The sequence below is a fragment of the Streptomyces sp. NPDC096012 genome, from assembly GCF_040426375.1.
Taxonomy (GTDB): domain Bacteria; phylum Actinomycetota; class Actinomycetes; order Streptomycetales; family Streptomycetaceae; genus Streptomyces.
In genome coordinates this window covers 156,203-182,600 of record NZ_JBEOTD010000006.1, presented here as the reverse complement: position 1 = coordinate 182,600, position 26,398 = coordinate 156,203, and the positions used below count along the sequence as shown (strand labels likewise).

The following is a 26,398-nucleotide window of genomic DNA, read 5'->3' as shown; positions in this document are numbered from 1 at the left end:
GAGAGCGGTCCAGGGGGGCGCCCCCGTCGTACACGAACAGGCCCGGACCGTCCCCGGACTGATGGCCCGCCGGTCCCGGGCGCCGGGCTACGCGGAAAGGGCGCAGGGGCCGCTGCCCCCGAGCGGCTGCGGCCCCAACGCGCGTGAGAGGTGCGAGGTGCCCTCAGAGCACTCGCACGGCGCCGGAGGGCGGGTCGTACGACAGCGGCCTCTCCACGACACCGGTGGAGGGGTTCTGCGCGCCGACGAACATACCGTCGCCGACGTACACCCCGACGTGGTACGCGCTGCCCGCACCGCCCCAGTACAGAATGTCGCCCGGCTGCAGGTTGCTCAGCGAGACCTGGGTGCCGGCGGTCGACTGGTCCTGGGAGACGCGCGGCAGGCTGATGCCGACCTGCCGGAAGGCCGTCTGCACCAGGCCCGAGCAGTCGTAGGCGGAGGGGCCGGTGGCGCCGGAGACGTACGCCTTGCCGACCTGCGCCTTGACGAAGCTGATGACGGCGGCGGCCGAACCGGTCGCCGTCGACGATCCGGTGGACGTCGAGACGGAGACGGAACCGGCGCCCGCCGTGGCGGAGAGCGTCGTGCGGTCCGCGCTGCGGGTGGCGCGCTCGGCGGCCTGCCTGCGGGCGGTCTCCTCGGCCTTCTTCTTGGCCTCGGCCTTCTTCTTCGCCTCAGCCAGGTCCGCCTTGGCCTGCTTCGCGGCGTTTGCGGCGGCGGCGTCACGCTCGGCACGCAGCTCGTAGTTCGCGGCGGCCTGCTGCATGGCGTCCGCGGACTTGGCGGCCTGGGTGGCCAGGTCGGCCGTCAGCGTGGGCAGCTCGAGGGTCTGCGTCACCGGCTCGGCAGCGTTCGCCGAACCTGACGCCCCGGCGACTGCCAGGGTGCTGAGGACGCCACCGGCAACTCCGGCCCGCATCGCGAGGGTCGACGCGCTGCGGCGGGGCTTCCGGTGGCTGCGTATGTGAGCGGTGTGGGACATGGGAACAACCGGTACCAGGGGCTCCTTCATATCTTCAAGAAACGTGTGGTGCGCCACAGTTGTTCAATCAGGCCCCCTAATCCCGGGCGTGTCGCTCTTTATTGACGCCGTAACGGACATTGCGGACGACGGTGATCACGCCCTTGATCACGGCCTTTGATCATTACGTCCGAATTGCCCCCCACCTACCACTGGTTGGGACGGTTGGCCAACCCCGGTTCTCGGGAGACTCTCACGAGTGTGGCGGAGGTCACGGAACGATTACCGGAAGGGTGGCGTCCGGTGTCCGCGGCGCTCGTGAACGCGCGCACGCACCCGCACCCCGTCCACATCACCCCCCACACCTCCCTCGGAGGTGTGAACGCGGTCCTCTATCAAGCGGTCGCGTCCAGTGCCAATTTGCATGCGTCGGAAGTCTCTTGATATGGAGACGCCCCTTCCGGCCTGCGGTGACGAGCGGGAATGTCACTTCTGGTGATCAACTGAACGCTTCGAGTATGAAGATCACTCATCATCCGACTTCATGATCCTTCGTCAGGTGGTGGAGATCACAAAGCTTGTGCAATACCCCGTGTCGCAGATCACAGAGCGGCGGGCATAAGATGCGAGGCAGTTGGGCTTGTGACCTGCTTCACATGTTCTCGATCTTCGCCCGGGACGAGCGGGGCTCGTGGGACCGGAGAGGCGGGTGTGAGCCCAGTGCACGTCCCCCCGGTCTCGCTCGACCAGGGGAAAGCCCATGCAGTCAGCGCCGACTGAGAGGAGCGAGGAGCGGTGAACGCTTATGCGCCCATCCTCGTACTGGGAGCCCTCGGGGCAGGCTTTGCGATCTTCTCCGTGGTCTCGGCCACGCTGATCGGTCCGAAGCGGTACAACCGCGCCAAGCTCGAGGCCTACGAGTGCGGTATCGAGCCGACCCCCACGCCGGCCGGCGGCGGGCGCTTCCCCATCAAGTACTACCTGACGGCGATGCTCTTCATCGTCTTCGACATCGAGATCGTCTTCCTCTACCCCTGGGCCGTCACCTTCGACGTCCTGGGGATCTTCGGGCTCGTGGAGATGCTGCTCTTCGTGCTCACTGTCTTCGTCGCGTACGCGTACGTATGGCGGCGCGGCGGCCTGGAATGGGACTGAGGGGCCTTTAGACATGGGACTCGAAGAAAAGCTGCCGAGCGGTTTCCTGCTGACCACCGTCGAGCAGGCCGCGGGCTGGGTGCGCAAGGCGTCCGTCTTCCCGGCCACCTTCGGCCTCGCCTGCTGCGCCATCGAGATGATGACCACCGGCGCCGGCCGCTACGACCTGGCCCGCTTCGGCATGGAGGTCTTCCGCGGCTCGCCGCGCCAGGCCGACCTGATGATCGTCGCCGGCCGGGTCAGCCAGAAGATGGCGCCGGTCCTGAGGCAGGTCTACGACCAGATGCCCAACCCGAAGTGGGTGATCTCCATGGGCGTCTGCGCCTCCTCGGGCGGCATGTTCAACAACTACGCGATCGTCCAGGGCGTCGACCACATCGTGCCGGTCGACATCTACCTGCCCGGCTGCCCGCCCCGCCCCGAGATGCTGATGGACGCGATCCTCAAGCTCCACCAGAAGATCCAGTCCACCAAGCTCGGCGTGAACGCCGAGGAGGCGGCCCGCGAGGCGGAGGAGGCGGCGCTCAAGGCCCTCCCCACGATCGAGATGAAGGGGCTGCTGCGGTGAGCGACGGCAACGGCACCAACGGTGTGAACGGGTCGGCGAACGGCCCGGACGGGACGAACGGGGTGAACCCCGAGAAGGACCTCGCCGCCTCCAACCTCCCCGGCCAGCGCGGCCAGGGCGGCGAGGAGATCCGCGTCCAGCGCGGCATGTTCGGCGCCGACAGCGGCGGCGACACCTCCGGCTACGGCGGTCTCGTCCGCTCCATCCGGCTGCCGGGACCGGCCACCCGCCCCTACGGCGGCTGGTTCGACGAGGTGGCCGACGAACTGGAGGGCGCACTGGAGGAGCAGGGCCTCCTGCCCGCCAACGCCATCGAGAAGACGGTCGTCGACCGCGGCGAGCTGACCTTCCACATCGAACGCGAACACCTCGTCCGCGTCGCCCGCACCCTGCGCGACGACCCGGCCCTGCGCTTCGAGCTGTGCACCGGCGTCAGCGGCGTCCACTACCCGCACGACAAGGGCCGGGAACTGCACGCCGTCTACCACCTGCGCTCGATCACCCACAACCGGCTGATCCGCCTCGAGGTCAGCGCCCCCGACAGCGACCCGCGCATCCCGTCCCTGGTCTCCGTCTACCCGACCAACGACTGGCACGAGCGCGAGACCTACGACTTCTTCGGGATCGTCTTCGACGATCACCCGGCCCTGACCCGGATCATGATGCCGGACGACTGGCAGGGCCACCCGCAGCGCAAGGACTATCCCCTCGGCGGCATCCCCGTCGAGTACAAGGGCGCCCAGATCCCGGCTCCGGACCAGCGGAGGTCGTACTCGTGAGCACGCAGTCAGCATCCGCCCGCGAGACCACCGAGGGCACCGTGTACACGGTCACCGGTGGCGACTGGGACGAGATCGTCCAGTCCGCGGCCCGCGCCGACGACGAGCGCATCGTCGTCAACATGGGTCCCCAGCACCCGTCCACCCACGGAGTGCTCCGCCTGATCCTGGAGATCGAGGGCGAGACGGTCACCGAGGCCCGCTGCGGCATCGGCTACCTGCACACGGGCATCGAGAAGAACCTCGAATTCCGCACGTGGACACAGGGCACCACCTTCGTCACGCGCATGGACTACCTGACGTCCTTCTTCAACGAGACCGCCTACTGCCTCGCCGTCGAGAAGCTCCTCGGTATCGAGGACGAGATCACCGAACGCGCCGACATCATCCGGGTGCTCCTGATGGAGCTGAACCGGCTCTCCTCCCACCTGGTGTGCATCGCCACCGGAGGCATGGAGCTGGGCGCCACCACGATCATGATCTACGGCTTCCGTGATCGTGAAATGATTCTCGACCTCTACGAGCTCATCACGGGCCTCAGGATGAACCACGCATACATCCGCCCCGGCGGACTCGCCCAGGACCTGCCGCCCGGCGCGGTGGACCAGATCCGTGAGTTCGTGAAGAAGATGAAGAAGAACCTCCCGGAGTACGACAAGCTCGCCACCGGGAACCCCGTCTTCAAGGCCCGCATGCAGGACATCGGCTACCTCGACCTGGCCGGCTGCATGGCCCTCGGCGTCACCGGCCCCATGCTGCGCTCCACCGGCCTGCCGCACGACCTGCGCAAGGCTCAGCCCTACTGCGGCTACGAGACGTACGACTTCGACGTGCCCACCGCCGACACCTGCGACGCCTACGGCCGCTTCCTGATCCGCCTGGAGGAGATGCGCCAGTCGCTCAGGATCGTCGAGCAGTGCCTGGACCGGCTCCAGCCGGGCCCGGTCATGGTCGCCGACAAGAAGATCGCCTGGCCCGCCCAGCTCGCCCTGGGACCGGACGGGCTCGGCAACTCCCTCGACCACATCAAGAAGATCATGGGCACCTCCATGGAGGCCCTGATCCACCACTTCAAGCTGGTCACCGAAGGCTTCCGCGTTCCGCCGGGACAGGCGTACGCGGCCGTCGAGTCACCCAAGGGCGAACTCGGCGTGCACGCCGTCTCGGACGGCGGCACCCGCCCCTACCGGGTCCACTTCCGCGACCCGTCCTTCACCAACCTGCAGGCCATGGCGGCCATGTGCGAAGGCGGCCAGGTCGCCGACGTCATCGTCGCCGTCGCATCCATCGACCCCGTGATGGGAGGCGTCGACCGGTGACCACCAGTTCCTCGGAGCGGGGCGTCAGCCTGGGCATGCCCGAACTGCCCGCGCCCGCGTACCCGGACGACGTCCGGGCCCGGCTGGAGGCGGACGCGCGCGAACTGATCGCGCGCTACCCGGACTCCCGGTCCGCCCTGCTGCCGCTGCTCCACCTCGTGCAGTCGCAGGAGGGCCACGTCACGCGCACCGGGATGCGGTTCTGCGCGGACATGCTCGACCTGACCACGGCCGAGGTCACCGCCGTCGCCACCTTCTACACCATGTACCGGCGCAAGCCGTCCGGTGACTACCAGGTCGGCGTGTGCACCAACACGCTGTGCGCGGTGATGGGCGGCGACGCGATCTTCGAAACCCTCCAGGAGCACCTGGGCGTCGGCAACGGCGAGACCACCGAGGACGGCAAGGTCAGCCTGGAGCACATCGAGTGCAACGCGGCCTGCGACTTCGCGCCGGTCGTGATGGTCAACTGGGAGTTCTTCGACAACCAGACCCCGGCCAGCGCCAAGCGCCTGGTCGACGACCTGCGCGCGGGACGGCCCGTACAGCCCACGCGCGGCGCGCGCCTGTGCACCTTCAAGGAGACCGCGCGCGTCCTCGCCGGCTTCCCCGACGAGCGGCCAGGGGCCGTCGAGGAGAGCGGCAGCGCGGGACCCGCGTCGCTGGTGGGCCTTCGCCTGGCAAGGGGAGAGGCCGCACCCGCGCGCGTGGTCCACCCACGCGACGGCGGTCCGCACGAGGAGTCCGCGGACGCGATGCACGAGCCGTCACCGGCCGAGCACCTCAGCTCGCACGACGCGCCGCAGGAGACGTCGGCCTCCGACCCCGCCCACCCGGCAGGGCCTACCGCCGAGGAGGGGGAGTGATGACCGTGGCACCCGAACTCAAGGACACCAGTCCCGAGAAGCTGCTCGCACCCGTGCTGTCGGCCTTCTGGGACGAGGACCGGTCCTGGACCCTGGACGTCTACCGGAGGCACGAGGGGTACGAGGGGCTCCGCAAGGCGCTCGCCATGTCACCGGACGACCTGATCGCCTACGTCAAGGACTCCGGTCTGCGTGGGCGCGGCGGCGCTGGATTCCCCACCGGAATGAAGTGGCAGTTCATTCCCCAGGGAGACGGAAAACCGCACTATCTAGTTGTCAACGCCGACGAATCGGAGCCCGGGACCTGCAAGGACATCCCGCTCCTCTTCGCGAACCCGCACAGCCTCATCGAGGGCATTGTCATCGCGTGTTATGCCATCCGGTCGTCGCATGCGTTCATCTACCTGCGTGGTGAAGTCGTCCCCGTCCTGCGGCGGTTGCACGAGGCCGTGCGCGAGGCCCGCGCGGCCGGCTACCTCGGCGAGAACATCCTGGGCAGCGGGCTCGATCTCGAAGTCACCGTGCACGCGGGCGCGGGCGCGTACATCTGCGGTGAAGAGACCGCGCTGCTCGACTCGCTCGAAGGCCGCCGCGGTCAACCGCGGCTGCGTCCCCCCTTCCCTGCGGTGGAAGGCCTCTATGCCTGTCCCACTGTGGTGAACAACGTCGAGTCGATCGCGTCGGTTCCCGCCATCCTGAAAAACGGCAAGGAATGGTTCAGGTCGATGGGCAGCGAGAAGTCCCCGGGCTTCACGCTCTACTCGCTCAGCGGCCACGTGGCGAGCCCCGGCCAGTACGAGGCACCGCTCGGCATCACGCTGCGCCAGCTCCTCGACATGAGCGGCGGGATGCGGCCTGGACACCGCCTGAAGTTCTGGACGCCGGGCGGCTCCTCGACCCCGATGTTCACCGACGAGCACCTCGACGTCCCCCTCGACTACGAGGGCGTCGGCGCCGCCGGATCCATGCTCGGCACCAAGGCCCTGCAGTGCTTCGACGAGACGACCTGCGTGGTGCGGGCGGTGACCCGCTGGACCGAGTTCTACGCCCACGAGTCCTGCGGCAAGTGCACACCGTGCCGCGAAGGAACCTACTGGCTGGTGCAGCTGCTGCGGGACATCGAGGCCGGCAAGGGCGTGATGTCCGACCTCGACAAGCTGAACGACATCGCCGACAACATCAACGGCAAGTCCTTCTGCGCCCTCGGTGACGGCGCCGCCTCACCGATCTTCTCCTCGCTGAAGTACTTCCGCGAGGAGTACGAGCAGCACATCACGGGCCGGGGCTGCCCCTTCGACCCGGCCAAGTCGACGGCCTGGGCGGATCGCCCGGAGGTGAACGCATGACCGTACAGCAGGCCAACAGCGGCTCCGCCGCAGGCCCGCTCCCCGCGGGAGGGGGAGAGGCCGCCGTCCCGCCCGAGGACCTCGTCACGCTGACGATCGACGGCGCCGAGCTCAGCGTGCCCAAGGGCACCCTGGTGATCCGGGCCGCCGAACAACTCGGCATCGAGATCCCCCGGTTCTGCGACCACCCCCTGCTCGACCCGGCCGGGGCCTGCCGCCAGTGCATCGTCGAGGTCGAGGGCCAGCGCAAGCCGATGGCCTCCTGCACCATCACGTGCACCGACGGCATGGTCGTCAAGACCCACCTCACCTCGCCGGTCGCCGAGAAGGCCCAGCAGGGCGTGATGGAGCTGCTGCTCATCAACCACCCCCTGGACTGCCCGGTCTGCGACAAGGGCGGCGAGTGCCCGCTGCAGAACCAGGCGATGTCGCACGGCCATGCCGAGTCCCGCTTCGAGGGCAAGAAGCGCACCTACGAAAAGCCCGTACCGATCTCCACCCAGGTCCTGCTCGACCGCGAGCGGTGCGTCCTGTGCGCCCGCTGCACCCGCTTCTCCAACCAGATCGCGGGCGACCCGATGATCGAACTGGTCGAGCGGGGCGCGCTCCAGCAGGTCGGCACCGGCGAGGGCGACCCGTTCGAGTCGTACTTCTCCGGCAACACCATCCAGATCTGCCCGGTCGGCGCGCTGACCTCGGCGGCCTACCGCTTCCGCTCCCGCCCCTTCGACCTCGTCTCCTCGCCGTCGGTCTGCGAGCACTGCGCGGGCGGCTGCGCGACCCGCACCGACCACCGGCGCGGCAAGGTCATGCGGCGGCTGGCGGCCAACGACCCCGAGGTCAACGAGGAGTGGATCTGCGACAAGGGACGCTTCGCGTTCCGGTACGCGCAGCACAAGGACCGCCTCGACACCCCACTGGTGCGCAACGCCGACGGTGTCCTGGAGGCCGCCTCCTGGCCGGAGGCACTGGAAGCGGCCGCGCGCGGGCTGACCGCCGCCCGCTCCCGGGCCGGCGTCCTGGTCGGCGGCCGGCTGACCGTCGAGGACGCCTACGCGTACAGCAAGTTCACGCGCGTGGCGCTCGGCACCAACGACATCGACTTCCGCGCGCGCGTGCACAGCGGCGAGGAGGCCGACTTCCTCGCGGCCCACGTCGCGGGCCACGGCCGTGACCTCGACGGTACGGGAGCCACGTACACCTCCCTGGAGAAGGCGCCCGCCGTCCTCCTCGTCGGATTCGAGTCCGAGGAGGAGGCCCCCGGCGTCTTCCTGCGGCTGCGCAAGGCCTGGCGCGCCCACGGTCAGCGGGTGTTCGCGCTGGCCACGCACGCCACCCGGGGCCTGGAGAAGGCGGGCGGCATGCTGCTGCCGGCCGCACCCGGCACCGAGACCGAGTGGCTCGACGCCCTCGCGAGCGGCACCGGCCTGGAGGAGCCCGGCGCACTCGCCGCCGAGGCGCTGCGGACCGAGGGCGCCGTCATCGTCGTCGGCGAGCGGCTGGCGACGGTCGCCGGCGGGCTCACCGCCGCCGCACGGGCCGCCACCGCGACCGGTGCCCAACTGGTGTGGATCCCGCGCCGTGCCGGTGAACGGGGTGCCGTCGAGGCGGGCGCGCTGCCGTCGCTGCTGCCGGGCGGCCGCCCGGCGACCGACCCGCGCGCACGGGAGGAGGTCGCTGCCGTGTGGGGGCTCGCCGAACTCCCGCTGCGCTACGGCCGCGACACCGACCAGATCGTCGAGGCCGCGGCCACCGGCGAACTCTCGGCACTGGTGGTGGCCGGCGTGGAGGTCGCCGACCTGCCCGACCCGGCACGCGCGCGTGAGGCACTCGACAGCGTCGGTTTCCTGGTGTCCCTGGAGCTGCGCCCCAGCGAGGTCACCGAGCGCGCCGACGTCGTCCTGCCGGTCGCCGCGGTCGCCGAGAAGGCGGGCACCTTCCTCAACTGGGAGGGCAGGGTGCGGTTCTTCGAGGCCGCCCTCAAGCCCGAGCAGATGACCCGCCGTCTCGCACCGACCGACGCCCGCGTGCTGCAGATGCTGGCCGACGCCATGGACGTCCACCTGGGCCTGCCGGATCTGCGCACCACGCGCGCGGAGATCGACCGGCTCGGCCCCTGGAACGGCGCCCGCGCCTCGGGGCCCTCGGAGTTCGCGGGCGTACTGCCCCGCCCCGCCGCCGGGGAGGCCGTCCTCGCCGGGCACCGGCTGCTGCTCGACCAGGGTGTCCTGCAGGAGGGCGACGAAGCCCTCGCGGGGACCCGGCACGCCGCACACGCGCGCGTGTCGGCCGCGACGGCCGCCGAGGCAGGCGCCGGCGACGGCGCCCTCCTCGCCGTCACCGGCCCCGCCGGCACGGTGGAGCTGCCGCTGCGGATCACCGAGATGCCCGACCGGGTGGTGTGGCTGCCGCTGAACTCCGTCGGCGGCGGCGTCGCCTCCGACACCGGGGCACAGCCCGGTTCTCTCGTCCGCATCGGCCCGGCGGTCCCCGCCGAAGAGGCCCCCAAGGAGGTGGAGGCATGAGCACGTACCTCGCCGCTGAAAACCTCTCGATGTTCGGCAGCGACCCCTGGTGGCTGGTCGTCGTGAAGGCGGTGTTCTGCTTCGCCTTCGTCGTGGCGTCCGTGCTGTTCGCCATCGTCTGGGAACGCAAGGTCGTCGCCTGGATGCAGCTGCGCATCGGCCCCAACCGGAACGGCCCCTGGGGCATGCTCCAGTCGCTCGCCGACGGCGTGAAGCTGATGCTGAAGGAAGACGTCGTCGTCAAGCGCGCCGACAAGGTGGTCTACATCCTCGCGCCGATCATCATGACCGTCCCGGCGCTCATGGCGATCGCGGTGATCCCCTTCGGCCCGGCCGGCAACGAGATCTCGATCTTCGGCCACCGCACCACGATGCAGCTCACCGACCTGCCGATCGCGATGCTCTACATCCTCGCGACCGCCTCCGTGGGCATCTACGGCATCGTCCTGGCGGGCTGGAGTTCCGGATCGACCTACCCGCTGCTCGGCGGCCTGCGCTCCTGCGCGCAGATGATCTCGTACGAGATCGCCATGGGCGCGGCCTTCGCCTCCGTGTTCCTCTACTCGGGATCCATGTCGACGTCCGCGATCGTCGACCAGCAGCACGACCGCTGGTACGTCCTGCTGCTGCCGGTCTCGTTCATCCTCTACATCGTCACGATGCTCGGCGAGACCAACCGCGCCCCCTTCGACATGCCGGAGTCCGAGGGCGACCTGGTCGGCGGCTTCAACACCGAGTACTCGTCCATCAAGTTCGCGCTGTTCATGCTCTCGGAGTACGCGAACATGGTGACCGTCTCGGCCGTGGCCACCACCCTCTTCCTCGGCGGCTGGCGGGCCCCGTGGCCGATCACCACCTTCTGGGAGGGCGCGAACCACGGCTGGTGGCCGATGCTCTGGTTCGTCGTCAAGGTCCAGCTGCTGCTCTTCGGGTTCATCTGGGTGCGCGCCTCGCTGCCACGCGTGCGCTACGACCAGCTGATGAAGCTCGGCTGGAAGGTGCTCATCCCGGTCTCGGTCGTCTGGCTGATGCTCGTCGCGACCGTGCGGGCGCTGCGCAACGAGAACTACGACTTCGCCGACATCGCCCTCTACGTCGGCGGCGGAGTCCTCGCCCTGCTGCTGATCTCCTTCGTCGCCGACATGTTCCGCGAGAAGGCCAAGACCACCGAGCGGAGCGCCGAACCGGAACCCGGCTTCGACCCCCTGGCGGGCGGATTCCCCGTACCGCCGCTACCCGGTCAGGAGCTGCCGGCGGTGCCGAGGCGTCACTCGCGCCGTGAGCGGGAGCTGATTGTCAGTGGCGGGCCGGACACTGTCAGTGACGGAACTACGGATGGAAAGGAGGCGTCCGATGGCTGAGGAGCCCAAGGAGACCAAGCCCGGTTTCCAGAATCCAGTGGCCGGCTTCGGCGTGACCTTCAAGGCCATGTTCAAGAAGCGGCTGACCGAGCAGTACCCGGAGCAGAAGAAGACCACGGCTCCGCGGTTCCACGGACGGCACCAGCTCAACCGCCATCCTGACGGCCTGGAGAAGTGCGTCGGCTGCGAGCTGTGCGCCTGGGCCTGCCCCGCCGACGCCATCTACGTGGAAGGCGCCGACAACACCGACGAGGAGCGCTACTCGCCGGGTGAGCGGTACGGCCGCGTCTACCAGATCAACTACGCCCGCTGCATCCTGTGCGGGCTGTGCATCGAAGCGTGCCCCACGCGCGCGCTGACGATGACCAACGAGTTCGAGCTGGCGGACTCCAGCCGCGCCAACCTCATCTACACCAAGGAGCAGCTGCTCGCCGGCCTCGAGGACAACATGGTCGAGACGCCGCACGCGATCTTCCCGGGGACGGACGAGCAGGACTACTACCGCGGCCTGGTGACGCATGCCGCCCCCGGCACCGTCCGGCAGGTCGCCGTGTCCAAGGGCGAGGTCCCCCAGGAGGCCGCCTCCACCTTCGGCGAGGACGAGCCGGCCTCGGAGAAGGTGATCGGCCGATGAGCGCGCAGACCCTGGCCGCCTACACCACCTCCACCGGTGAGGCCGTCCAGTTCTGGATCCTCGGCACCGTCGCGGTGCTCGGCGCCCTGTGCACCGTCTTGATGAAGAGGGCCGTGCACAGCGCGCTCTGCCTGGCCGGCACCATGATCGTCCTGGCCGTGTTCTACCTCGTCAACGGCGCCTACTTCCTCGGGATCGTGCAGATCGTCGTCTACACCGGCGCGATCATGATGCTGTTCCTGTTCGTGGTCATGCTCGTCGGCGTCACGGCCGCCGACTCCCTGAAGGAGACCATCAAGGGCCAGCGCTGGCTGGCCCTTGTGTGCGGGGTCGGCTTCGGTGTCCTGCTGTTCACGGGCATCGCGAACGCCTCCCTGAAGGAGTTCAACGGCGCCGGCCAGGCGAACGCGAACGGCAATGTGCAGGGCCTCGCCGCCCTCATCTTCACCAAGTACGTCTTCGCCTTCGAAATCACCGGCGCCCTGCTGATCACGGCCGCCGTCGGCGCCATGGTGCTCACCCACCGCGAGCGCACCGAACGGGCCAAGACCCAGCGCGAGCTGTCCGAGCAGCGCGTCCGCGAGGGCGTGCACCTCCCGCCGCTGCCCGCCCCGGGCGTCTACGCCCGGCACAACGCCGTGGACATCGCGGGACTGCTGCCCGACGGCACCCCCTCCGAGCTGACGGTCAACAAGACGCTGCGCGAGCGGGGCCAGATCCGTGACGTCTCCACGGAGGCGCTCAACGACCTGCGGGCACTGGAGCAGCGCGCGGAGGAGCGCCTGGAGCGCACGACGGTCGACCCGGCCACCTTCAAGCGGCCCGAGGAGGCGTCGAAGTGAATCCGGTCAACTACCTCTACCTCGCCGCCCTGCTGTTCACGATCGGCGCGACCGGCGTTCTCATCCGCCGCAACGCCATCGTGGTCTTCATGTGCATCGAGCTGATGCTGAACGCCTGCAACCTCGCGTTCGTCACCTTCTCCCGCATGCACGGCAACCTCGACGGCCAGATCATCGCCTTCTTCACGATGGTCGTCGCCGCCGCGGAGGTCGTGGTGGGTCTCGCGATCATCGTGTCGCTGTTCCGCGCCCGCCACTCGGCCTCGGTCGACGACGCCAGCCTGATGAAGCTGTAAGGGGTCGGAAGAATCGTGGAGAAACTGATCGCGCTGCTCATCGCGGCGCCCCTGCTCGGAGCGGCCGTCCTCCTGGTCGGCGGCCGGCGGCTCGACCGCGTCGGCCACTGGATCGGCACGCTTCTGTCGACCGCCTCCTTCGCGTTCGGCCTGATCCTCTTCGCCGACCTGCTCGGCAGGAACGCGGAACACCGCACCCTGACCCAGCATCTGTGGACCTGGATCCCGGTCGAGAGCTTCCACGCGGACGTCACCTTCCGCCTGGACCAGCTGTCGATGACCTTCGTGCTCCTGATCACCGGTGTCGGCTCGCTGATCCACCTGTACTCGGTCGGGTACATGGAGCACGACGAGCGCCGCCGCCGCTTCTTCGGTTACCTGAACCTGTTCCTCGCGGCGATGCTGCTGCTCGTCCTCGCCGACAACTACCTGCTGCTGTACGTCGGCTGGGAAGGCGTCGGCCTCGCCTCCTACCTGCTGATCGGTTTCTGGCAGCACAAGCCCAGCGCCGCCACCGCGGCGAAGAAGGCCTTCCTGGTCAACCGCGTCGGCGACATGGGCCTGTCGATCGCGATCATGCTGATGTTCACCACCTTCGGCGGCTTCGCCTTCGGACCGGTCCTCAGCCACACCGGGGACGCCTCCCAGGGCAAACTCACCGCGATCGGCCTGATGCTGCTGCTCGCCGCCTGCGGCAAGTCGGCGCAGGTGCCGCTGCAGTCCTGGCTCGGCGACGCCATGGAGGGCCCGACCCCGGTCTCGGCCCTGATCCACGCCGCGACGATGGTCACCGCGGGCGTCTACCTGATCGTCCGCTCCGGTGCCATCTTCGACGCCGCCCCCGACGCCCAGCTGGCCGTCACCGTCGTCGGCGCGGTCACGCTCCTCTTCGGTGCGATCGTCGGTTGCGCCAAGGACGACATCAAGAAGGCGCTGGCCGGCTCGACCATGTCGCAGATCGGCTACATGGTGCTCGCGGCGGGCCTCGGCCCCATCGGCTACGTCTTCGCGATCATGCACCTGGTGACACACGGCTTCTTCAAGGCCGGACTGTTCCTCGGTGCCGGCTCCGTCATGCACGGCATGAACGACGAGGTCGACATGCGCAAGTACGGCGGCCTGCGCAAGTACATGCCGGTCACGTTCATCACCTTCGGGCTCGGCTACCTGGCGATCATCGGCTTCCCGGGCCTGTCCGGCTTCTTCTCCAAGGACAAGATCATCGAGGCGGCCTTCGCCAAGGGCGGCACCGAGGGCTGGATCCTCGGCGGCGCAGCCCTGCTGGGCGCGGCCATCACCGCCTTCTACATGACGCGCGTGATGCTGATGACCTTCTTCGGGGAAGAGCGTTGGAAGAACCAACCCACTCGCTCGCCGGAGGCGCCGAGCGCCGAGCCCGCCGCCGAGCACCACGGTGAGCACGCCGAGCCGCACCCGCACGAGTCCCCGAAGGTCATGACGATCCCGATGATCGTGCTGGCCGTCGGCTCCGTCTTCGGCGGCGCCTTCTTCAGCCTCGGCGACCGCTTCCTGCACTGGCTGGAGCCCGTCACGGGCCACAGCGAGGGCGACTCGCCGCTCAGCGCCACCACCGTCACCGGCGCGACCATGGTCTGCCTGGTCATCGGTGTCGGCATCGCCTGGGCCCAGTACGGCCGCAAGCCCGTCCCGGCCGTCGCCCCGCGCGGCTCGCTGCTCACCCGCGCGGCCCGGCGCGACCTGCTCCAGGACGACTTCAACCACGTCGTCCTGGTGCGCGGCGGCGAGCACCTCACGCGCTCCCTGGTGTACGTCGACCACACCCTGGTCGACGGCGTCGTCAACGGCACGGCGGCCGCCTTCGGCGGCCTGTCCGGGCGGCTGCGCCGGCTCCAGAACGGCTTCGCCCGCTCCTACGCGGTCTCGATGTTCGGCGGTGCGGCCCTCCTGGTCGCCGCGACCCTGCTGATGAGGGCGGTCTGATACCGATGTCCTTTCCTCTGCTGACAGCGACGGCGGCGCTCCCGGCCCTCGGGGCCGTCGCCACGGCCGCCGTGCCGGCCTCGCGACGCACCGCCGCCAAGTGGCTGGCGCTGCTCGTCTCGCTCGCCACACTCGCCCTCGCGATCGTCGTCCTGGTCCGCTTCGACCCGGACGGCGCCCGCTACCAGCTCACCGAATCCCACGCCTGGATCAAGGACTTCGGGGTGAGGTACGAACTGGGCGTGGACGGCATCGCCGTGGCGCTGGTCGCGCTCACGGCCCTGCTCGTCCCGTTCATCGTCCTCGCGGGCTGGCACGACGCCGACCCGCTGGAGACCGGCAGCCGCCGCTGGCGTCCCACCCAGGGCTTCTTCGCGCTGATGCTCGCCGTCGAGGCGATGGTGATCATCTCGTTCGAGGCCACCGACGTCTTCCTCTTCTACATCTTCTTCGAAGCCATGCTCATCCCGATGTACTTCCTCATCGGGGGCTTCGGGGACCGCGCCCACGAGCACGGTGAGGAGACGGCCGCCACGCAGCGGTCGTACGCGGCGGTGAAGTTCCTGCTCTACAACCTGGTCGGCGGACTGATCATGCTGGCCGCGGTCATCGGCCTCTACGTGGTCGCCGGGAACTTCAGCCTCCAGGAGATCGCGCAGGCGCGGGCGAACGGCTCGCTGCACATGGCGACCGACACCGAACGCTGGCTCTTCCTCGGCTTCTTCTTCGCCTTCGCCGTGAAGGCACCCCTGTGGCCGCTGCACACCTGGCTGCCCAACGCCATGCAGGAGTCCACCGCCCCGGTCGCCGTCCTCATCACCGCGGTCGTCGACAAGGTCGGCACCTTCGCGATGCTCCGCTACTGCCTCCAGCTGTTCCCGGACGCCAGCAAGTGGGCGACGCCCGTCATCCTCGTACTGGCGCTGATCAGCATCGTCTACGGCGCACTGCTCGCCGTCGGCCAGCGGGACATCAAACGCCTGGTGGCCTACGCGTCGATCTCGCACTTCGGGTTCATCGTCATGGGCATCTTCGCGATGACCAGCCAGGGCCAGTCCGGTGCCACGCTCTACATGGTCAACCACGGCATCTCCACGGCCGCGTTGATGCTGGTCGCCGGCTTCCTGGTCTCCCGGCGCGGCTCGCGGCTCATCGCCGACTACGGAGGCGTGCAGAAGGTCGCCCCGGTGCTCGCCGGCACCTTCCTGATCGGCGGCCTCGCGACCCTCTCGCTGCCCGGACTCGCCCCGTTCGTGAGCGAGTTCCTGGTCCTCGTCGGCACGTTCGCGCGCTACCCCCTGATCGGCATCATCGCCACCTTCGGCATCGTCCTCGCCGCGCTGTACACCCTCGTGCTGTACCAGCGGACGATGACGGGCCCGGTGAAACCCGAGGTCTCGGCGATGCCCGACCTGCGCGCGCGTGAACTGCTGGTCGTCGCCCCGCTGATCGTGCTGCTGATCTTCCTGGGCGTCTACCCGAAGCCCGTCACGGACATCGTCAACCCGGCGGTCAAGCAGACCATGTCCGACGTACACAAGAAGGACCCCAAGCCCGAGGTGGAGGCGGCCAAGTGAGCGCAACAGCCGTCCACAGCCTGTGGACAACCGCGGCCGACCCGATCTCGAAGATCGACGCGCCGAAGATCGAATACGGACAATTGTCACCGACCCTGATCGTGCTCGGTGCGGCGCTGGTCGGAGTGCTGATCGAAGCCTTCGTCCCGCGCAAGTCCCGCTACTACGCCCAGGTGTTCGTCTCCGCCGTGGCACTGTGCGCCGCGTTCGCCACGGTCGTCGCGCTGGCGGCCGACGGATACGGCACCACCAAGGCGCACATCGCCGCCATGGGGGCGATCGCCGTGGACGGACCGGCCCTGTTCCTCCAGGGCACGATCCTGCTGGCCGGCCTGGTCAGTCTCTTCACCTTCGCCGAGCGCCGCCTCGACCCGGAGGCACACGGCAACCGGGTCGACTCCTTCGCCGCCCAGGCGGCCTCGGTGCCGGGCAGCGACAGCGAGAAAGCCGCCGTCAAGGCCGGGTTCACCACCACCGAGGTCTTCCCCCTGCTGCTCTTCGCCATCGCGGGCATGCTGGTGTTCCCCGCGGCCAACGACCTGCTGACACTGTTCGTGGCCCTGGAGGTCTTCTCCCTGCCGCTGTACCTGCTGTGCGCCCTGGCCCGCCGCAAGCGGCTGATGTCGCAGGAGGCCGCGGTCAAGTACTTCCTGCTCGGGGCGTTCGCCTCGGCGTTCACCCTGTTCGGCATCGCCCTGCTGTACGGCTACGCGGGCTCGGTGTCGTACGCGCGCATCGCACAGGTCGTCGACGGCACCGTCACCAACGTCGACCCGGCGCTCGCCGACACCATGGGCAACGACGCGCTGCTGCTGATCGGCGGCGCGATGATCGTGATGGGTCTGCTGTTCAAGGTGGGCGCGGTGCCGTTCCACATGTGGACACCGGACGTCTACCAGGGCGCGCCCACCCCGGTGACGGGCTTCATGGCGGCGGCGACGAAGGTGGCGGCGTTCGGCGCGCTGCTGCGCCTGCTCTACGTCGTCCTGCCCGGCATGCGCTGGGACTGGCGGCCGGTCATGTGGGCGGTGGCGATCATCACCATGCTGGGCGGTGCGATCGTCGCCATCACCCAGACCGACATCAAGCGGCTGCTGGCGTACTCCTCCATCGCACACGCCGGATTCATCCTCGCGGGTGTCATCGCCACCTCGAAGGACGGCGTCTCGTCCGTGCTCTTCTACCTGGCGGGCTACTCGTTCGTGACCATCGGCGCGTTCGCCGTGGTCACCCTGGTGCGCGACGCGGGCGGCGAGGCCACCCACCTGTCCAAGTGGGCGGGGCTTGGGCGGCGGTCCCCGCTGGTGGCGGCGGTGTTCGCGGTGTTCCTGCTGGCCTTCGCCGGTATCCCGCTGACCTCCGGCTTCGCGGGCAAGTTCGCCGTGTTCAAGGCGGCGGCGGACGGCGGCGCGGCCCCCCTGGTCGTCGTCGGTGTGATCTCCTCGGCGATCGCCGCGTTCTTCTACATCCGTGTGATCGTGCTCATGTTCTTCAGCGAGCCGAGGCCCGAGGGCCCGACCGTGGCCGTCCCCTCGCCGCTGACCACGGCGGCGATCGGCGTGGGCGTGGCGGCGACGCTCGTCCTCGGTGTGGCGCCGCAGTACTTCCTGAGCCTGGCGAACCAGGCGGGAGTGTTCGTGCGCTGACCTCCCCGTCGTACGAGCCGCTGCCCGGCACCCCTGCGCCGACAGGGATGCCGGGCAGCGGCATGGAGGCGGAGAACCGACGCCGATGGGCCGCCCGGAGAAGATCATGACAACGCCTCGGGTGATCGCCGCGACATGCTCCGGCGGTCGCCGCGGACCTCTCCGGCGGTCATGGTGGACCCTCTCCGGTGATCGCCGCGATTGATCCGGCGCCGGCACCGGCGGCGGCCGGAGCTGCCGCGGCGGGTGCTATTCACGCGGTCTGCCGCAGGCAGCCTGTGGATAACTCCGGCGCTGTCGGTTCCGCCCCCTATCGTGGAGGCAGGTCGAGAAGCGACACACGGGGGACCGAGGGGACAGACGGGGGACAGGGCGATGGGCGTGACGGGTGGAAGCAGCGAGATGCCAAGGATGACCGAGGGGCCGGGCGCGGCCGACAGCGAGGCGCTGGCCACACTCCACCGTGTCTTCGGATACGAGGCCTTCCGGGGCGAGCAGCAGGAGATCATCGAGCACGTGGTGGCGGGCGGCGACGCCCTCGTGCTCATGCCCACCGGCGGCGGCAAGTCGCTGTGCTACCAGATCCCGGCCCTCGTCCGGCCCGGGACCGGGGTGGTCGTCTCCCCGCTGATCGCGCTGATGCAGGACCAGGTGGACGCCCTGCGCGCTCTCGGTGTGCGGGCCGGCTTCATGAACTCCACGCAGGACTTCGACGAGCGGCGCGTGGTCGAGGCCGAGTTCCTGGCCGGGGAGCTGGACCTGCTGTACCTGGCCCCGGAGCGGCTGCGCCTGGACACCACGCTCGACCTGCTCTCCCGCGGCAAGATCTCCGTCTTCGCCATCGACGAGGCGCACTGCGTGTCCCAGTGGGGCCACGACTTCCGCCCCGACTACCTCACCCTGTCCCTCCTCGGTGAGCGCTGGCCGGACGTCCCGCGGATCGCCCTCACCGCCACCGCCACACAGGCCACCCACCAGGAGATCACCCAGCGGCTCAACCTGCCGGCGGCCCGGCACTTCGTCGCCAGCTTCGACCGGCCGAACATCCAGTACCGGATCGTGCCGAAGGCCGACCCCAGGAAGCAACTGCTCGCCTTCCTCCGGGAGGAGCACCCGGGCGACGCCGGCATCGTCTACTGCCTCTCCCGCAACTCGGTGGAGCGGACGGCCGAGTTCCTGACCGCCAACGGCATCGCGGCGGTGCCGTACCACGCGGGTCTGGACGGGAGCACCCGCGCCGCGCACCAGTCCCGGTTCCTGCGCGAGGACGGCCTGGTCGTGGTGGCGACCATCGCCTTCGGCATGGGCATCGACAAGCCCGACGTACGCTTCGTCGCCCACCTGGACCTGCCCAAGTCCATCGAGGGCTACTACCAGGAGACCGGCCGCGCCGGCCGTGACGGCCTGCCCTCCACGGCCTGGATGGCCTACGGCCTGAACGACGTCATACAGCAGCGCAAGCTGATCCAGTCCGGCGAGGGAGACGAGGCGTTCCGCCGCCGCGCGGCCGCCCACCTCGACGCCATGCTCGCCCTGTGCGAGACGGCCCAGTGCCGCCGAGGCCAGCTGCTCGCCTACTTCGGCCAGGATCCCGACGCGGCGGCCTGCGGCAACTGCGACACATGCCTCACCCCGCCGGAGACCTGGGACGGCACGATCGCCGCACAGAAGGTGCTGTCGACGGTGGTGCGGCTGCAGCGGGAGCGCGGGCAGAAGTTCGGCGCGATGCAGATCGTCGACATCCTGCTCGGCAAGCGCACCGCCAAGGTGATCCAGTTCGACCACGATCAGCTGTCCGTCTTCGGCATCGGCGACGACCTCACCGAGGGCGAGTGGCGGGGCGTCGTCCGTCAGCTGCTCGCCCAGGGACTGCTCGCGGTCGAGGGCGAGTACGGCACGCTGGTCCTCACCGAGGCAAGCGGTTCGGTGCTGCGGCAGGAGCGCGAGGTGCCGCTGCGCAAGGAGCCGAAGAAACCGGCCGGCTCCCGGTCGCGCTCGACCTCCGGAGGCGACCGCAAGGCCAAGGCCGCCGCGGCCGAGCTGCCCGAGGAACTGCTCCCCGCCTTCGAGGCCCTGCGCGCCTGGCGCGGCGAGCAGGCCCGGGAGCAGGGCGTTCCCGCGTACGTCATCTTCCACGACGCCACATTGCGGGAGATCGTCTCCCTGTGGCCCGGTTCGGTGCGCGAGCTGGGCACGGTGGGCGGTGTCGGCGAGAAGAAGCTGGTCACCTACGGGGAAGGCGTGCTCGAGGTGCTGGCCTCGCTGAACCGGCCGGGCCACGCCGGTGCCTCGGACCAGGCCGGTGCCGCGGCCCGGGCCGGTGCGGGGGGTCCGGTGGGCGCCGGGCAGCCGCAGGAGTACTGGCCCGAGCCGGCGGACGAGCCCGAGCCGGACGACTGGATATAGCCCGCCGGGGCGCGCCGCGGCTCGGGCAGGACCGGCGCCGGGTTACAGCCCCCGGGCCGCGTAGGCCCGGACGTCGGCGTCCGAGTCCGCCGTGGCCGTGGCGAGGGCTGACCGGGCCTCCTCGATGGCCCGGTGCCGGGTCAGTGCCAGGACCGCTGCCTTGCGGACGTCGGCGTTCGGGTCGGCGAGGGCCTTGGCGAGCGCGGGGACCGCGGTGCCGGCGGGGGCGGCCGACAGCGCCGTGGCGGCACCCGCCCGCACCTGCCAGGCAGGGTCGGACAGGTCGGCCACGGCACGGGCGGCGAGCGGTGCCGGGCAGCCGGTGGTGCCCAGCGCACCGAGCGCGGCGCCGCGCACCAGCGGATCGGCGTCCCGGGTGAGCCGCTCCAGGGTGCCGGCGAGCAGCTCCCGGTCGGACGTGCCCAGGGACGCCGAACCGACCGCGGCAAGCGCCTTGGCCACACCGACCCGGACCTCCCGGGAGGGATCGTCCGCAGCGCCCGCCAGCGGCCCGACCGCGTCGACCGAGACGAGCGCCCGCACGGCCTCGGTACGGACGGCGATGTCGGGGTCGTCCAGAGCGGCCGCGAACACCCCCGCCCCGCCGAGCCGCAGGGCGCGCAGCACATCCAGGACGGCGGCACGGACCACCGGGTCGGCCTGGCCGAGCGCATCGGTGAGGGCGACGCCCAGGGCCGGGTCGGACGCCAGGGTCTCGACGAGTTCGCGCAGTGAGGCCGCGGCGGCCGCGCGGACCCCGGCGTCCGGGTCGGCGAGGGCACCGGCGAGGGCCTGCCCGGTGCCGGGCGGCACGGTCTCGGTGAGCACCGAGACGGTCGTACGGCGAACGGCGGGGTCGGAGTCGTCCAGGTAGGGCTCCAGCTCGGCGAGGCCGGGTTCCGCCTCGGCCAGCTCCAGCAGTTCCAGGAGCCGCGGCGAGGCGCCGTCCCGGGCACCGGACCGGTCGCCGGGTCCGGTGGGGCGGGCGGCGGCCGGCCCGGCGGAGGCCGGCGCCACCTCGCGCGGCCCCGCCGTGGCCACGTGCTCGGGACGGACCTCGCCCAACCGCCGGGAGGAACCGCCGACAGGCGAGAACTCATCCACCGGCACCAGATAGGGAGCCACGGGACGGGCCGTGAACTCCATCGCACCAGAGGGGGACTTGTGCAGATCGAGATGGTGGAACCAGGAGACGTCGTCACGCCCGGGATGGTCGAGACGGTCGTGGTAGAGACCCCAGCGGGACTCGGTACGGGCCAGGGAGGCGCGAGCGGCCATCTCCGCGCAGTCGCGGATGAAGGAGACCTCGGCGCAGCGCATCAGTTCGTGCGGGGTTCCGGCACCCATCGCGGCGATGTCGGCACGCATCCGCTCGAAGGCCTCCAGGGCCAGCGACAGTCGTGCGCCGGACTTGGGCGGGGCCACGTAGTCGTTCACGAAGCGGCGCAGCTTGTACTCGACCTGGGGCTGTGGCGGGCCGTCCGGGTTGCGCAGCGGGCGGTAGACCAACTCGTGGGCCTCGCGCACCTGGTCCGCGGGAAGCTCACCGGCGTAGGCCGTGTACTGCGCGGCGTCGGCGCCCGCGAGATCGCCGAAGACGAAGGCGCCGATCATGTAGTTGTGGGGGACACAGGCGAGGTCGCCCGCCGCGTACAGGCGCGGGACGGTCGTGCGGGCGTGGTCGTCGACACGGACACCGGAGGCGGAGTGCCCGCCGCACAGACCGATCTCGGAGATGTGCATCTCGACGTCGTGAGTGCGGTAGTCGTGGCCGCGCCCGGAGTGGAAGGTGCCGCGGGTCGGCCGCTCGGTGGAGTGCAGGATCGACTCCAGGGCGGAGACCGACTCCTCGGGAAGGTGACTGAGCTTCAGGTAGACCGGACCCCGGTCGCTGGCCACCTCGGCGGCGAACTCGGCCATCATCTGCCCCGACCAGTAGTCGGAGTCGACGAAACGCTCGCCGTGCCGGTTGACCTGGTAGCCGCCGAAGGGGTTGGCGACGTAGGCGCAGGCCGGGCCGTTGTAGTCCTTGATCAGCGGATTGATCTGGAAGCACTCGATACCCGTCAGCTCCGCGCCCGCGTGGTAGGCCATGGCGTAACCGTCACCGGCGTTGGTCGGGTTCTCGTAGGTGCCGTAGAGGTATCCGGAGGCGGGCAGCCCGAGCCGGCCGCAGGCACCCGTCGCGAGGATCACCGCACCCGCGCGGACGGTGACGAAGGCGCCGGTGCGGGTGTTGAAACCGACCGCACCCACCGCGCGGCCCTCGGCGGTGAGCACCCGGACCGGCATCACCCGGTTCTCGATCCTGATCCGCTCCCGCATCTCGCGCCGCCGCAACTGCCGGTACAGGACCTTTTTGACGTCCTTGCCCTCTGGCATCGGCAGTACGTACGAGCCGGAGCGATGGACCTGGCGGACCGCGTACTCGCCGTGCTCGTCCTTCTCGAACTTGACCCCGTACGACTCCAGCCGCTGGACCATCGCGAACCCGCGGGTGGCGGTCTGGCGGACGGTGGACTGGTCGACGATGCCGTCATTGGCGCGGGTGATCTCGGCGACGTAGTCGTCGGGCTCGGCGCGGCCGGGGACGACCGCGTTGTTCACCCCGTCCATGCCCATGGCGAGCGCACCGGAGTGGCGGACGTGGGCCTTCTCCAGCAGCAGGACGTTCGCGCCGCGCTCGGCGGCGGTCAGGGCGGCCATGGTGCCGGCGGTACCGCCACCGATGACGAGGACGTCGCAGGTCAGCTCCTCGGCGTCGGTGACGGCGGGGATCTCCGGGACAGCGGGCGCGGGGATGGTCACCGGGGTGCCTTTCAGGAGCCGAGTGAGGTGAGGATGTCGCGGCGCAGGGCCACGCGGGCCGGAGCGTCGAAGGCCGCACGGTCACGGGGGTGCGGCACGTCCCGGACGGCGGCCACCCGGCCGGAGCCGAGCAGGGCCACGCGGTCGCCGAGGAAGAGGGCCTCGTCCACGTCGTGCGTGACGAAGACGACGGTCGCGCCCGTACCGCGCAGCACCTCGACGAGCAGGTCCTGCATGCCGGAGCGGGTCTGGGCGTCGAGCGCGCCGAAGGGCTCGTCCATCAGGACCGCACGCGGGCTGTCGGCCAGGGCACGCGCCAACTGGGCACGCTGGCGCTGTCCGCCGGACACGCGGTGCGGCAACTGCCCGGCCTGCGCGCTCACCCCGACCCGCTCGAGCCAGACCCCGGCCCGGGAACGGCGCTCGGCGCGCGGGACGCCCCTGATGGCGAGCGGCAGTTCGACGTTTCCGCGCAGAGTCCGCCAGGGCAGCAGGGCATCCTCCTGGAAGACCAGCGCGCGATCGGCCGACGGACCGGTCAGCGGGCTGCCGTCCACGTCCGCCGTGCCGGATAGCGGGGCGAGCAGGCCGGCGAGCGTGCGCAGCAGTGTCGACTTGCCGCACCCGGAGGGGCCGACGACGGTGAGGATCTCTCCGGGGGCCACCTCCAGGTCGACGTCGACGAGGACCGGGGCGTCCGGACGGCCCAGGACGGCGCCGCGGAACCTGAGCCGGGTGCCGCGTACAGGTCCCGGTGCCGCCGTGGCCGGAGGGGGGACGGTCTCAGACGAGGTGCTCATCGCGGGCCTCCTCGGTGTCGTTCTCGCCCTGCTGGTCGGGCTGGGACTCGTGCTCGGCCTCGCCCTCGGCGCGAACCGGGACGGGGAGCGTGCGGGGCGTACGGGCGCGGCCGCCGACGTACGAGGTGCGGGGCAGCCAGCGGGTCAGCCGCCGGCCGAGGAGTTCCACGGCCGTGGAGGTCACCCAGCCGAGGACGCCGATGGTGACCATGCCGACGAAGACGCCCGGGTAGTTCACCACCGTGTAGTCCTGCCAGGTGCGGTAGCCGACCCCGTACTGGCCGGAGATCATCTCGGCGGAGATCACGCAGATCCACGACACACCGATACCGACCGACAGACCGCCGAAGATGCCGGGCAGCGCACCCGGCAGCACGACCGAGCCGAGGATGCGCAGCCGGCCGCCGCCCATGGTGCGCACCGCCTCCTCCCACACCGGGGTCAGGGCCCGGACCGCATGCCGGGTGGAGACCAGCACGGGGAAGAAGGCGGCGGTGCAGGTGATGAAGACGATGCCCTGTTCGTTGGAGGGGAAGAGCAGGATCGCGACCGGGACGAGGGCGATCGCCGGGATCGGCCGGACGACTTCCAGGACCGGGCCGAGCAGGTCCTCGGCGAGACGCGAGCGGGCCACGAGCACGCCCGTCGCCACCCCCAGGACGGCCGCCAGCGCGAAGCCGCCGAGGATGCGGCTCAGGCTGTCGGTGAGGTCGGTCCAGTAGTCGGCGCCGGAAAGCCGGTCGGAGAAGGCACGGGCGACGTCCGTGACCGTCGGAAACTGCGAGAAGCGCAGCCACAGGTCGACGTCCATGCTGGTCAGCAGCTGCCACAGGCCGAGGGCGGTGGCCAGCGACACCGCTCGCAGCGCATACCGGGCCAGAGGCCGCCGGGTCATGACGCCCGTTCCAGCGCCACGCGGTAGGAGACGGTACGGGCTCCGTCGTGAGCGGCGACGTAGGCCTGCGCCGTCGCCGGGGTGACGAAGGGCAGCAGCCGGTCGCCGTCGGCCACCCAGACCGCCTTGTCGGCGAACCAGAGGGTGCCGGTGGTGGCGTCGGGCACGTAGGCGGCGTGAACGGCGTCGCGGTGCCGGGCCACGTACGTCAGCAGCTCCTTCGGTGCCTTGAAGGTGGTCGTCCTGTCGCTGCCCTTGGCCCACACCTCGCTCGCGGCAGGTGCGGGCGAGGACGCGAGCCGCTCGGCGTAGGAGGCACCGAGGGCCTTCTTGACGTACCGGTCGTCGACGAAGGCGTCCACGTCCACGTCGCCGGTCAGCTTGGCGGCCTTCAGTACGGATACGTCCTGCTCGAGCGCGGTGACGAGCTGCGGTTTGAGGGCCGGGTCGAAGGTGGCGATGCCGTGGGCTCCGTTGTAGAGGTAGACGACCTCGGCGGGCAGGCCGGTGGCCTCGGCGACCTTCTCCGCCGCGGTGACGGGATGGCCACGCAGATAGTCCGTGGCCTGGTTCTGGGCCTTGAGGAAGGCGTCGAGGACGGCCGGGTGCCGCTTGGCGAAGTCCTCGCGGGCGGTGACGCCGTGGAAGGTGGGCAGGTTCAGCTGGGCGCCGTCGTACAGCGCCTTGGCCTTGCCCTGGTAGGCGAGCAGACCGGGCCAGGCGACGAACTGGGACAGTGCGTCCACGCTGCCGGCGGAGAGCGCCGAAGCACCCACGGCCGGCTGCTGGTTGAGCTTGGAGATCCCCTTGTCCGGGTCGATGCCGGCACGCTGCAGGGCCCGTACGAGAGTGCCGTCAGCGGCGGAGCCGATGCTCGTGGAGACCTTCTTGCCCTTGAGGTCCTTCAGGGTGGTGAGCCTGGAGTCCGGTGCGGTGACGACGGTGTTGAGGCCGCCGCGCAGGTTGTATCCGGTGACGGAGATCAGGTGGGTGGGGCGGCCGAGCTGCTTGCCGCGGGCCGCGTTGAGCAGCAGCGGGAAGTCGCCCATCGAGCCGATGTCGATCTTTCCGGCGGTCATCTGGGCGGTGATCGGGGCGCCGGTGGCGTAGTCCTGCCAGTCGACCTTGTAGGTGTGGCCGTCGTGCAGGGCGTTGAGCTGTTTCTCGAAGTAGCCGAGCGACCGCAGGAGCGTGCCGGCGGTGACGGTGTTGATGGTCTTGGACTGGTAGCCCACGGTCACGGTGACCGTGGAGCCGCTGCCCGCCTCGGCACTGCCGCCGCAGGCGGACAGCGGTAGGAGGAGCGCGGCGGCGGACAGGGAAACTGCCGTGCGTTTCATGCTGGTTCGGCCTCTCACCGGAGCGGTACGGAAGGTCAGCGGAGCAGGTAGGGCATGTTGACCGTGACGGCTCCGGTGGGGCAGCGGGCCGCGCACGGGCCGCAGTACCAGCACTCGTCGACGTGCATGTACGCCTTGCCGCTGCTGGTGTCGATGGCCAGGGAGTCCAGTGGGCACATGTCGACGCAGAGGGTGCAGCCGTCGATGCACTTCGACTCGTCGATGGTCACGGGCACGTCGGCCCGCTGGGGCACCAAGGGCATGGCTGTCTCCTGGAAGCGTGCAGGCAAAGGATGCGTACAGGCGGGG

21 protein-coding genes are annotated in these 26,398 nt (G+C 70.1%); 15 read left to right on the top strand and 6 right to left on the bottom strand.

The window, feature by feature from the left end; all coding sequences use genetic code 11:
• Positions 1–163: 163 nt before the first annotated feature.
• A complete protein-coding gene (locus ABVB68_RS09350) occupies positions 164–985 on the bottom strand; it encodes a C40 family peptidase (RefSeq protein WP_353600411.1) in 822 nt (273 codons plus the stop codon).
• Between the two features lie 774 nt (positions 986–1,759).
• On the opposite strand from ABVB68_RS09350, the gene ABVB68_RS09345 reads away from it, so the two are divergent.
• The 15 genes from ABVB68_RS09345 (at position 1,760) to recQ (ending at position 20,246) form a co-directional block, all read left to right on the top strand.
• On the top strand, positions 1,760–2,119 hold the full coding sequence (locus ABVB68_RS09345; protein WP_353600410.1) for an NADH-quinone oxidoreductase subunit A: 360 nt from the start codon (positions 1,760–1,762) through the stop codon (positions 2,117–2,119).
• A 13-nt stretch (positions 2,120–2,132) separates the two neighbouring features.
• Entirely contained in the window at positions 2,133–2,687 is a 555-nt protein-coding gene (locus ABVB68_RS09340; RefSeq protein WP_009190037.1) for a NuoB/complex I 20 kDa subunit family protein, read from the top strand.
• Positions 2,684–3,466: an NADH-quinone oxidoreductase subunit C gene (locus ABVB68_RS09335; RefSeq protein WP_353600409.1), complete on the top strand. Its 783-nt coding sequence runs from the start codon at positions 2,684–2,686 to the stop codon at positions 3,464–3,466. Before ABVB68_RS09340 ends, ABVB68_RS09335 begins: the two co-directional genes overlap by 4 nt.
• Complete coding sequence (locus ABVB68_RS09330; RefSeq protein ID WP_353600408.1) at positions 3,463–4,785, top strand: NADH-quinone oxidoreductase subunit D; 1,323 nt, start codon at positions 3,463–3,465, stop codon at positions 4,783–4,785. The genes ABVB68_RS09335 and ABVB68_RS09330 overlap by 4 nt, the downstream gene beginning before the upstream one ends.
• Positions 4,782–5,651 carry an NADH-quinone oxidoreductase subunit NuoE gene (nuoE, locus tag ABVB68_RS09325; RefSeq protein WP_353600407.1) on the top strand — a complete coding sequence of 290 codons (870 nt, stop codon included), beginning with the start codon at positions 4,782–4,784 and terminating at the stop codon, positions 5,649–5,651. Before ABVB68_RS09330 ends, nuoE begins: the two co-directional genes overlap by 4 nt.
• Positions 5,648–6,997 carry an NADH-quinone oxidoreductase subunit NuoF gene (nuoF, locus tag ABVB68_RS09320; RefSeq protein ID WP_353600406.1) on the top strand — a complete coding sequence of 450 codons (1,350 nt, stop codon included), beginning with the start codon at positions 5,648–5,650 and terminating at the stop codon, positions 6,995–6,997. The genes nuoE and nuoF overlap by 4 nt, the downstream gene beginning before the upstream one ends.
• Positions 6,994–9,522, top strand: a complete 2,529-nt coding sequence (locus tag ABVB68_RS09315; protein ID WP_353600405.1) for an NADH-quinone oxidoreductase subunit G — start codon at positions 6,994–6,996, stop codon at positions 9,520–9,522. The genes nuoF and ABVB68_RS09315 overlap by 4 nt, the downstream gene beginning before the upstream one ends.
• A complete protein-coding gene (nuoH, locus tag ABVB68_RS09310; protein WP_353600404.1) occupies positions 9,519–10,883 on the top strand; it encodes an NADH-quinone oxidoreductase subunit NuoH in 1,365 nt (454 codons plus the stop codon). Before ABVB68_RS09315 ends, nuoH begins: the two co-directional genes overlap by 4 nt.
• Positions 10,876–11,517: an NADH-quinone oxidoreductase subunit NuoI gene (gene nuoI, locus ABVB68_RS09305; protein WP_353600403.1), complete on the top strand. Its 642-nt coding sequence runs from the start codon at positions 10,876–10,878 to the stop codon at positions 11,515–11,517. Before nuoH ends, nuoI begins: the two co-directional genes overlap by 8 nt.
• The gene (locus ABVB68_RS09300; protein WP_353600402.1) at positions 11,514–12,359 is read left to right on the top strand and encodes an NADH-quinone oxidoreductase subunit J; all 846 of its coding nucleotides are present in this window, start codon (positions 11,514–11,516) and stop codon (positions 12,357–12,359) included. The genes nuoI and ABVB68_RS09300 overlap by 4 nt, the downstream gene beginning before the upstream one ends.
• Positions 12,356–12,655, top strand: coding sequence for an NADH-quinone oxidoreductase subunit NuoK (nuoK, locus tag ABVB68_RS09295; RefSeq protein WP_030641022.1), 300 nt, complete (start codon positions 12,356–12,358; stop codon positions 12,653–12,655). The genes ABVB68_RS09300 and nuoK overlap by 4 nt, the downstream gene beginning before the upstream one ends.
• A gap of 15 nt (positions 12,656–12,670) precedes the next feature.
• The gene (gene nuoL / locus ABVB68_RS09290) at positions 12,671–14,617 is read left to right on the top strand and encodes an NADH-quinone oxidoreductase subunit L (RefSeq protein WP_353600401.1); all 1,947 of its coding nucleotides are present in this window, start codon (positions 12,671–12,673) and stop codon (positions 14,615–14,617) included.
• Positions 14,618–14,622: 5 nt separating this feature from the next.
• Positions 14,623–16,194, top strand: a complete 1,572-nt coding sequence (locus ABVB68_RS09285; RefSeq protein ID WP_353600400.1) for an NADH-quinone oxidoreductase subunit M — start codon at positions 14,623–14,625, stop codon at positions 16,192–16,194.
• Positions 16,191–17,840, top strand: a complete 1,650-nt coding sequence (gene nuoN / locus ABVB68_RS09280) for an NADH-quinone oxidoreductase subunit NuoN (protein ID WP_353600399.1) — start codon at positions 16,191–16,193, stop codon at positions 17,838–17,840. The genes ABVB68_RS09285 and nuoN overlap by 4 nt, the downstream gene beginning before the upstream one ends.
• Before the next feature lie 375 nt (positions 17,841–18,215).
• Positions 18,216–20,246 (top strand): DNA helicase RecQ, encoded by a 2,031-nt coding sequence (gene recQ, locus ABVB68_RS09275; protein WP_503006051.1) that lies wholly within the window; start codon positions 18,216–18,218, stop codon positions 20,244–20,246.
• A 42-nt stretch (positions 20,247–20,288) separates the two neighbouring features.
• Here the strand turns inward: recQ and ABVB68_RS09270 are convergent, their stop codons facing one another.
• Genes ABVB68_RS09270 through ABVB68_RS09250 form a run of 5 tightly spaced genes read right to left on the bottom strand, consistent with a single transcriptional unit; the run spans position 20,289 to position 26,352 of the window.
• Positions 20,289–23,054 carry a fumarate reductase/succinate dehydrogenase flavoprotein subunit gene (locus tag ABVB68_RS09270; RefSeq protein ID WP_353600397.1) on the bottom strand — a complete coding sequence of 922 codons (2,766 nt, stop codon included), beginning with the start codon at positions 23,052–23,054 and terminating at the stop codon, positions 20,289–20,291.
• Positions 23,055–23,065: 11 nt separating this feature from the next.
• A complete protein-coding gene (locus tag ABVB68_RS09265) occupies positions 23,066–23,854 on the bottom strand; it encodes an ABC transporter ATP-binding protein (protein ID WP_353600396.1) in 789 nt (262 codons plus the stop codon).
• Entirely contained in the window at positions 23,838–24,749 is a 912-nt protein-coding gene (locus ABVB68_RS09260; protein WP_353600395.1) for an ABC transporter permease, read from the bottom strand. Before ABVB68_RS09260 ends, ABVB68_RS09265 begins: the two co-directional genes overlap by 17 nt.
• The gene (locus tag ABVB68_RS09255; protein ID WP_353600394.1) at positions 24,746–26,089 is read right to left on the bottom strand and encodes an ABC transporter substrate-binding protein; all 1,344 of its coding nucleotides are present in this window, start codon (positions 26,087–26,089) and stop codon (positions 24,746–24,748) included. The genes ABVB68_RS09260 and ABVB68_RS09255 overlap by 4 nt, the downstream gene beginning before the upstream one ends.
• Before the next feature lie 35 nt (positions 26,090–26,124).
• Entirely contained in the window at positions 26,125–26,352 is a 228-nt protein-coding gene (locus tag ABVB68_RS09250) for a 4Fe-4S dicluster domain-containing protein (protein ID WP_053852588.1), read from the bottom strand.
• Positions 26,353–26,398: the final 46 nt, after the last annotated feature.

What these genes read in the sequence shown, in the direction of transcription:
- ABVB68_RS09315 (WP_353600405.1), top strand. Translation starts at nt 6,994, where the DNA reads ATGACCGTACAGCAGGCCAACAGCGGCTCCGCCGCAGGCCCGCTCCCC.
- ABVB68_RS09340 (WP_009190037.1), top strand. Translation starts at nt 2,133, where the DNA reads ATGGGACTCGAAGAAAAGCTGCCGAGCGGTTTCCTGCTGACCACCGTC.
- nuoI (WP_353600403.1), top strand. Translation starts at nt 10,876, where the DNA reads ATGGCTGAGGAGCCCAAGGAGACCAAGCCCGGTTTCCAGAATCCAGTG.
- ABVB68_RS09260 (WP_353600395.1), bottom strand. Translation starts at nt 24,749, where the DNA reads ATGACCCGGCGGCCTCTGGCCCGGTATGCGCTGCGAGCGGTGTCGCTG.
- ABVB68_RS09265 (WP_353600396.1), bottom strand. Translation starts at nt 23,854, where the DNA reads ATGAGCACCTCGTCTGAGACCGTCCCCCCTCCGGCCACGGCGGCACCG.
- recQ (WP_503006051.1), top strand. Translation starts at nt 18,216, where the DNA reads ATGGGCGTGACGGGTGGAAGCAGCGAGATGCCAAGGATGACCGAGGGG.
- ABVB68_RS09285 (WP_353600400.1), top strand. Translation starts at nt 14,623, where the DNA reads ATGTCCTTTCCTCTGCTGACAGCGACGGCGGCGCTCCCGGCCCTCGGG.
- ABVB68_RS09300 (WP_353600402.1), top strand. Translation starts at nt 11,514, where the DNA reads ATGAGCGCGCAGACCCTGGCCGCCTACACCACCTCCACCGGTGAGGCC.
- ABVB68_RS09350 (WP_353600411.1), bottom strand. Translation starts at nt 985, where the DNA reads ATGTCCCACACCGCTCACATACGCAGCCACCGGAAGCCCCGCCGCAGC.
- ABVB68_RS09255 (WP_353600394.1), bottom strand. Translation starts at nt 26,089, where the DNA reads ATGAAACGCACGGCAGTTTCCCTGTCCGCCGCCGCGCTCCTCCTACCG.
- ABVB68_RS09250 (WP_053852588.1), bottom strand. Translation starts at nt 26,352, where the DNA reads ATGCCCTTGGTGCCCCAGCGGGCCGACGTGCCCGTGACCATCGACGAG.
- nuoH (WP_353600404.1), top strand. Translation starts at nt 9,519, where the DNA reads ATGAGCACGTACCTCGCCGCTGAAAACCTCTCGATGTTCGGCAGCGAC.